Raw genomic sequence first — 6862 nt, 5'->3', positions numbered from 1 at the left:
CCAAGCTGACGACGAGGGTTCGATTCCCTTCACCCGCTCCATATTTTCTCATTAAAATACAATGAATTGGGTGCCTCATCGACCCCAGTTCTGCCCGGTAACTGGCCTCAGCTAGAATCCAGCTAGAAAGACTGCGATGCGCATGGATAATTATGGGAATGATAGATTGAACCAACGGCGCAGCAGTGCGTCAAATCACAGGCGAGAATGTGCTCAGCGCGCACGGATGCTGGTTGGGCGCACGCGAGTTGATCGCCGAAAATTGCCGCCACTCATGAATCCGGACGGTAGGCCACCCAGCCTTTGAACGTGAACGCCGCATAGAATAATTGAATATTCTCATACCCCGCTTCACTCAGGATCTCTTCGTCCTCGCTTGGAGACAAGGCGGGCAGTTTTTCCCGCATCGCTTCAATATTTTTCTCGGCATGTTCAGAGGGAAAACCAGCAGAAATGAGCAGATTGGCATTGCGGCGCAGCCAGAGAGCTTGCCGGGGTCCACTTTGGGGAAAGCTGTGATGCGCTACTACAAACGGTGCGCCGGGGCGTAACCGGTTCAGAACCTCGCGGACCGTCTGGATGCGTTCTTCCTTTGGCAGGAAATGCAGGGTCAGAAGGCAAGCTGCGCCATCGAACGGCCCCTCGGGCGCATCGTCGATATAGCCTTGGTGGAAGGTCACGCGGCGCGCCTTTTCCTCCAGCGTAAGCTTTGCCTGCTCAATCATCTCGGAAGACGGATCCACGCCGTCGAAGCGCCAGTTCGGATAGGTTTCTGCAAAAGCCTTCAACTCCAGCCCGCCACCTGCCCCAAGCACCAGAACCCGGCCTCGTTCCGGCACCCGTTCGGCAAGCAACAAGCCTGCCATGCGGTGCATATCTTTCAGGCCTGGCACATGCCGCGCGACTCTGTCAGCATAGCTTTCCGCGTCCCCGGAAGTATTTTTAAACGGCATGCTCTTCCTTTCTGGAATCTCAATACGCATCCGGCCAAACGAGTGACCGGTGCAAGAGCATACCTGCCATCGCACCACCACCGACAGCGAGCGACACGGAGTGAGGCATGGAAGCAACGTCTCCGCAGGCGTAGATGCCTGGAACGGAGGTTTGTTTGGTGGCGTCGGTCAGTATTTGACCGCCTATGGGCGCTTCTTCCACAACGCAGCCACTATTCGCAACCAGTAAGCTCGTCGGCACGGTGCGGGTTGCAATGAAGAGCCCGGCAAAGGTCAGACATCGACCATCCGAGAGGTGAATGTCAGCGGTCGCTTCAACGCTTTTGATGCGGGTCTCTTCAATGTCGGCGTCTTTGTCCCAAAGTACCCGCCGCACACTTGCTTCGAGCATAAGGGAGCCATTGGTAAACAGTGTCACTTCTCCCCATTCCGTAAGAAGCTCCGCCTGGTGTTTGAGCCCGTGGCTATGACGCCGATCCGCCCCTGGTCGAGCTCGTAACCATGGCAATAGGGACAGTGAAAGATCGACTTGCCTCAACGTTCGGCCAGGCCCTCGAATTCGGGCAACTCATCCTTGACGCCAGTTGCCAAGAGGATGCGCGCGCCCTGGTAGATGATTCCGTCACCGGTTCTCACGGCAAAGTTGCCTCTTTCCCCTTCGAGCGAAACCGCTTCTCCTTCCACCCAAGTGAGTGAAGGATAGGCCGCCAGCTGCCGCCGCGCGCTGTTTGCTATCTCGAATGGGTCGTACCCATCCTTACCCAGAAAACCGTACGAATGGCTGGCGAAAAGATTGCGCCGCAGACCCGCGCCGATGACAAGGACGGGGCGTCGAGCGCCGACGAGTTGAAGCGTGGCAGCTATACCTGAATAGCTTCCGCCGATGACGATTGCGTCATACTGCATTTGTAGTGTCTCCCTCAGAAACTCGAGACTTTTTCGGGTCTCTCGACAGGATCAAGATCAGCACATTGCCGATCGTCGCTGAGCTCGCCCACACTATCTCGGGCCAACCTTGGACGGGGATCAACGACCGTCGACCGGCTATAGCCTATAGGCTCCTAGATGGGATTGCATGGCCGCTTTATCTAATGTATCATTTAAAGATACGTTATAGATCTTACTTCGTCAACTGGCCCGTTTGCATCAAACAGAGGGACCCCAAGGATAATCTAATGAACAGGGACACGCGACTTTCCGGCGTATTGCACGTGCTAGTACATCTCGATCAGGTAAAGGAACCGCTGACCTCCGAGTTGCTGGCCAAGACGATGGGGACAAACCCGGCGGTGTTCCGCCGCACGATGGCCGGATTGCGGAACGCAGGCCACGTGCGTTCGGGTAAAGGCCGCGGCGGCGGTTGGACGCTCGCGCGTCCTCTTTCAGAAATCACCCTGTTTGATGTCTATGAAGCGCTGGGGCATTCGGATGTGTTTGCCTTTGGGCTACGAAACAACAGGCCCAACTGCAAGGTTGAACGCGCCGTCAACGCAGCATTATCTGCGACCATGCACGAAACCGAAGCGTTGTTGATTGCCAGAATGAAGGATATCTCTCTGGATAAGATTTCTGAGCCAAAAGTTGGATTTACTGGACAGCACCAATTTTCAAATCACGAGTAAATGTGCGTCCAGACATGGAAGTGACGTGACCTCGTGAAATTGGACTTGGACTTCCTCGCTCCGCAGCCCCCATGCTAAACGAGAATTTTCCCAAATCGAATGGTCCAGTTTTACGGAAGCAGGTCAAGCTTTATTGCATTTTTTTCGGCCTATCGACGTGGGATACTGCACGGAAGAGATGTCGCTCTCCTTCGTCCAGCAAGGTAGCTTAAACCTATGCAAGGACATTGGCAGCAGCCTCTGCAAGAGCCGGTTCGCCCTTCTTGGCGCGAACAGCAGCACGTCTATTATGGGGCGCGGTAACGCTCCGCTAGTCTCGGTGCCTGCGCTGCGAATGCTACGAGTTCGGCCTTAAACACCGCGTCGAGTAGATCGACCCTCTCGACGCCGGGAGCACAAAGGACCTCGCCGATGGCCAGCCCGCGTAAGCTGGCGGTCACGACATCGTCCGCCGACATGCGAGGCACAGCACTGAGGTCGAGACCCTGACGTTCGTGGAACTCGGTTGCAACCACACCCGGGCATAGCGCTTGTATCCGCAGGCCCTGAGTCTTCAGCTCCTCGTGCAGCGCCTGCGATAAAGCCACAATGTGAGCCAAAGCCCCAGTGTATACAGCGCGCCGAAGCGGCAGCGTTTCGATAGGCGCGGGCCCACTGAACGCAAGCATGCCCGACACGTTGATGATTGTGCCTTCACTGCGCGCGACCATACCGGGCGCCGCAGCGCGCGCCAGCATCGTTGGAGCAACGACTTTTACGTGGAGAAGCTCGCTCGCCTTGTTGGCGGGCAGCTCGGTAAATGGCATATAGTGCGCAACGCCGGCATTGTTGACGAGCATGGTGATCTCCTCTCTCGCGCACACATCGGCGACAGCCTCCACGCCTGCTTCGGTGCCGAGGTCAGCGACCAGGGAAATAACCTTGACGTCCGGAAGCGCGGCGGCAAGCTCTTCGAGCCGATCACGGCGGCGTCCGACGGCTACGATGTTGTATCCGTCAGCACCGAGCCGCCGGGCAAAAGCTCCGCCGATGCCGGAGGATGCACCGGTGACGAGCGCCAACCGATTGCGGCCGTTGCGGCGATCTTGCGTGTTGTCTGGATGAGTCATGCGGACCTTTCATTTTAAGCTGGACTCCGTCGTTCACGACGGCGGGTATGCATGGATCGCCTCGGCGCTGCGCCCACGCGCCTTATTTTTTCAGACTACACCGACCGCAATGGCGCTGCGCGCTGAATCAATAACCGTCTCCGCCGCCGAGCGTGGTCGCCATCCCAGCACCGCCTGCGCTTTGGCGGCGCTAAAGACGTGCTTGCGCCCCAAGAGCGGTGCGATGAACTGCGCTGGTCGGTCGCGCAGAGCCATAAGTCGCAATGCGAAACCTGGCACACGACGGGTGGGGACCCTGCTGGCGCTTTCACCCAGCTCGGAGCGCAATGTTTCCGCAAGGTCGGCCATCCAAATCCAGTCGCTCGCTGCGATAAAGCGTTCCCCCGCAGCTTCGGGCGCCGCCATGGCGCGAATGTTCAGATCCACCACATCCCTGACATCGACAACGCAGAACCCAACGGGTGGAAGGGCCGGGAGCTTTCCCAGCAGCATGCGCTGAACCAATTGCGACGCATGAGGGTATTGATCGCTAAATACCGGGCCAAGGACAGCGGCTGGCAAAATAGTGGTCAAACTTGTTGGCTCGGATTGGCTTTTCATGAAGTCCCAGGCAGCGCGTTCCGCCAGCGTTTTTGCGATACGATACGGTCCGAGGCCACGATCTTTCGTATCAGTCCAAAGGCTCTCGTCGCTTACGCCGTCGGGGCTCCTGAGTGGAGGCCTGCACGCCTCAATCGCAGACGTCAGCACCACACGTTTTACGTTTGCTTTGCATGCAGCTTTGAGGACGCGAAGCGCGCCGTCACGCGTAGGGATGATCAGGTCATCGGGGTTGCGCGGTGCGTCAACACCAACTGGCGCGGCGACATGAAGCACATAGTCACACCCTTCCACAGCAGCGTCCCAACCATCATCGCTCAATAGATCAGCCTTGAAAAAAGAAAGACGATCACCCGGGTCAACTTCTCGAGATAGCTGGGCAAGGAGCCAGTCGGCTTTGTCTGGATTGCGCAGTGTCGTGCGCACTTTGTGGCCGCGCTTGAGCAACTCTGCAATCGTCCAGCCGCCAATAAACCCGGTCCCGCCGGTTACAAGTACAGTGCTTGGCATTTGATCGTTATCCCTTCAAAAAATTGCGGGTTACCGCCAAAAAATCTTCGGCCGCGTCATAGGGCACGCCATGCCCCGCGGCGGCGACGGTCTCCAAACGCGCATCCGGAATAGTTTCGACCATCCTCTGCGCGACCTTTGGAGACAGAATATCCGAGAGCGCGCCCCGCACGATCAGGGTGGGCACTTCAATGTGAGAAATGGTTTGCCAGATTGTTTCCGGGTTCGGCAGATTTAGCTCGCCTGGAACACGCAAGGCACGATCATAACGATAGGTCCACTGGCCATCTTCAGTCCGCATCAATCCGGCATCGGAACGTAATCTGTGCGCGGCTTCAGGCTGCCGATCACTGTCAGCGCGTGCAACGGCAAATGCTTCATCGCGTGTGGCGAACGTGTCGGGAGCATGTACATTGGACTGAATGCGGCCAATGCCGGCAAGGTCAATCTCCGGGCCGAAATCAATGAGAACGCAAGACGCAAGCGCCGCCGGGCGTTGGCCCGCATAAACCATTGCTGCCAGGCCACCCATGGACAGAGCGACCAGAGAAAAGCTCTCAAGCTTCATCGCTTGCGCAAAGCAATCAATATCTGCGACGAACGCATCAATGTTGTATCCGCCTGGGCCAGCCCAGCCGGTTTCACCGTGGCCGCGTAAGTCCAGAGACAATACGCGATAGCGATCAGTCATGGCCTCGGCGAACGGATCCCAAGACCGCGCATGGCCTGTAAAGCCGTGAAGAAGAACAAGACTTGGCGCACCGGCACGCTTCGACGGCCAATCGCGATAATGGAAACGCAAGCCGCGTATTTCGACAAGTTCGTCAGAGACGACGTTTGCCGCATCTGGTGCCATATTGTCACTTTCCTGGTTCATGCTCATGAATTTAGGCATACGCAGTCTGCGCGGGTACCCGTTCATTAGCCAACAGGCCGTACGCCTGACCGGACAATGGCGCCGTTGAGATGGTTTAGCCGATTGCCTGAATGTACGCGAGGAAAGCCCGAAGCGGGGCTGGCACATGGCGGTCGCCGTGGTAGCAAAGGACTGGGCCGGGGAAGGATTGCCACCATGGTTCAAGAACCGGGCTCAGGGTGCCGACTTCGAGTTGCACTCGCAGGACATCTTCAAATGTATAGATCAGGCCGACGCCCGCCACAGCCGCCGCCACCCGCAACTCTACCGATGAGCTGACCAAAGGCCCGTCAGGTGTAACGCGAATGACACGCCGCCCCTGCTCGAACTCCCACGCCACCATGGTTCCATTGTCCATGCGATGTCCGATTAGACGATGGTTCGACAGGTCCTTCGGATGCTCCGGTCGCTCCCTGCTTGCAAGATATTCAGGCGCCGCGGCGGCGACATATCTTTGCTGGCGCGGTCCAATTGGAACGGCGACCATATCGGCTGCCACGCGCTCCTCATAACGGATCGCCGCATCGAACCCGCCGTCAATGATGTCTACCACCGCATTGTCCACCATCACCTCGACGTGTACGTCTGGACAGGCGTTCAAGAAGCCTGGCAGAAGCTGTGGCAGTACATAACGCGCGACAATCGCGGGTACCGTCAACCGCAACGGACCTGCGGGCTGCTCTGCATCGTCGTGCAGGCCGCTCACTGTCTGGTCAATCATTTCAAAGGCAGGCTTGAGGCCCAATAACAGACGGCGGCCCGCCTCTGTTGGCATGACTCCGCGGGTACTGCGGTTCAACAACCGCAAGCCAAGACTTTCCTCCAGCCGACGTACGACATCACTGACCGTCGAGGCCGACAAGCCGAGGCGTTGCGCCGCAGGCCGAAACCCGCCGTATTCGACCACGGCATAGAATAGCTTCATATCATCAAGGTGCGATACCGCCAATACTGCTCTTCCGGTTGGGGCAGGTCCGAATTAAACCTGCCCGTGAATGCGTTCACCACTGGTCTACTGGCCAAGTGACGGCTATGCAAACAGTCATACGCCACACCAAAGAACAGATCATTTTATTAGGAAAGCAGGCTAACTGGGGACGCTGGCCTGCCCCTCAGCAGTGGTCCACCAGATTTGTTAGCCCGGCGGTTTCA

General features: G+C 57.5%; 6 protein-coding genes and 1 pseudogene. 1 reads left to right on the top strand and 6 read right to left on the bottom strand.

The window, feature by feature from the left end; translation table 11 throughout:
- Window positions 1-272: 272 nt before the first annotated feature.
- On the bottom strand, window positions 273-953 hold the full coding sequence (locus VR74_RS15365; protein ID WP_045698309.1) for a class I SAM-dependent methyltransferase: 681 nt from the start codon (window positions 951-953) through the stop codon (window positions 273-275).
- Between the two features lie 19 nt (window positions 954-972).
- Window positions 973-1859: pseudogene (locus tag VR74_RS21595) on the bottom strand (NAD(P)/FAD-dependent oxidoreductase).
- Between the two features lie 269 nt (window positions 1860-2128).
- On the opposite strand from VR74_RS21595, the gene VR74_RS15355 reads away from it, so the two are divergent.
- On the top strand, window positions 2129-2575 hold the full coding sequence (locus VR74_RS15355) for an Rrf2 family transcriptional regulator (protein ID WP_045698312.1): 447 nt from the start codon (window positions 2129-2131) through the stop codon (window positions 2573-2575).
- A gap of 287 nt (window positions 2576-2862) precedes the next feature.
- Here the strand turns inward: VR74_RS15355 and VR74_RS15350 are convergent, their stop codons facing one another.
- The 4 genes from VR74_RS15350 to VR74_RS15335 all read right to left on the bottom strand — a co-directional run bounded on the left by VR74_RS15350 (window position 2863) and on the right by VR74_RS15335 (window position 6659).
- On the bottom strand, window positions 2863-3684 hold the full coding sequence (locus VR74_RS15350) for an SDR family NAD(P)-dependent oxidoreductase (RefSeq protein WP_045698307.1): 822 nt from the start codon (window positions 3682-3684) through the stop codon (window positions 2863-2865).
- A gap of 90 nt (window positions 3685-3774) precedes the next feature.
- Window positions 3775-4794, bottom strand: a complete 1020-nt coding sequence (locus VR74_RS15345) for an NAD-dependent epimerase/dehydratase family protein (protein WP_045698305.1) — start codon at window positions 4792-4794, stop codon at window positions 3775-3777.
- Window positions 4795-4801: 7 nt separating this feature from the next.
- Window positions 4802-5818, bottom strand: coding sequence for an alpha/beta hydrolase (locus tag VR74_RS15340; protein ID WP_299950795.1), 1017 nt, complete (start codon window positions 5816-5818; stop codon window positions 4802-4804).
- Window positions 5766-6659 carry a LysR family transcriptional regulator gene (locus VR74_RS15335; RefSeq protein ID WP_299950792.1) on the bottom strand — a complete coding sequence of 298 codons (894 nt, stop codon included), beginning with the start codon at window positions 6657-6659 and terminating at the stop codon, window positions 5766-5768. Before VR74_RS15335 ends, VR74_RS15340 begins: the two co-directional genes overlap by 53 nt.
- Window positions 6660-6862 lie beyond the last annotated feature (203 nt).

It is taken from the genome of Hyphomonas sp. BRH_c22 (assembly GCF_000961795.1).
GTDB lineage: Bacteria > Pseudomonadota > Alphaproteobacteria > Caulobacterales > Hyphomonadaceae > Hyphomonas.
The sequence above is the reverse complement of the archived record's forward strand: the minus strand, read 5'-3'. Positions and strand labels throughout refer to the sequence as shown.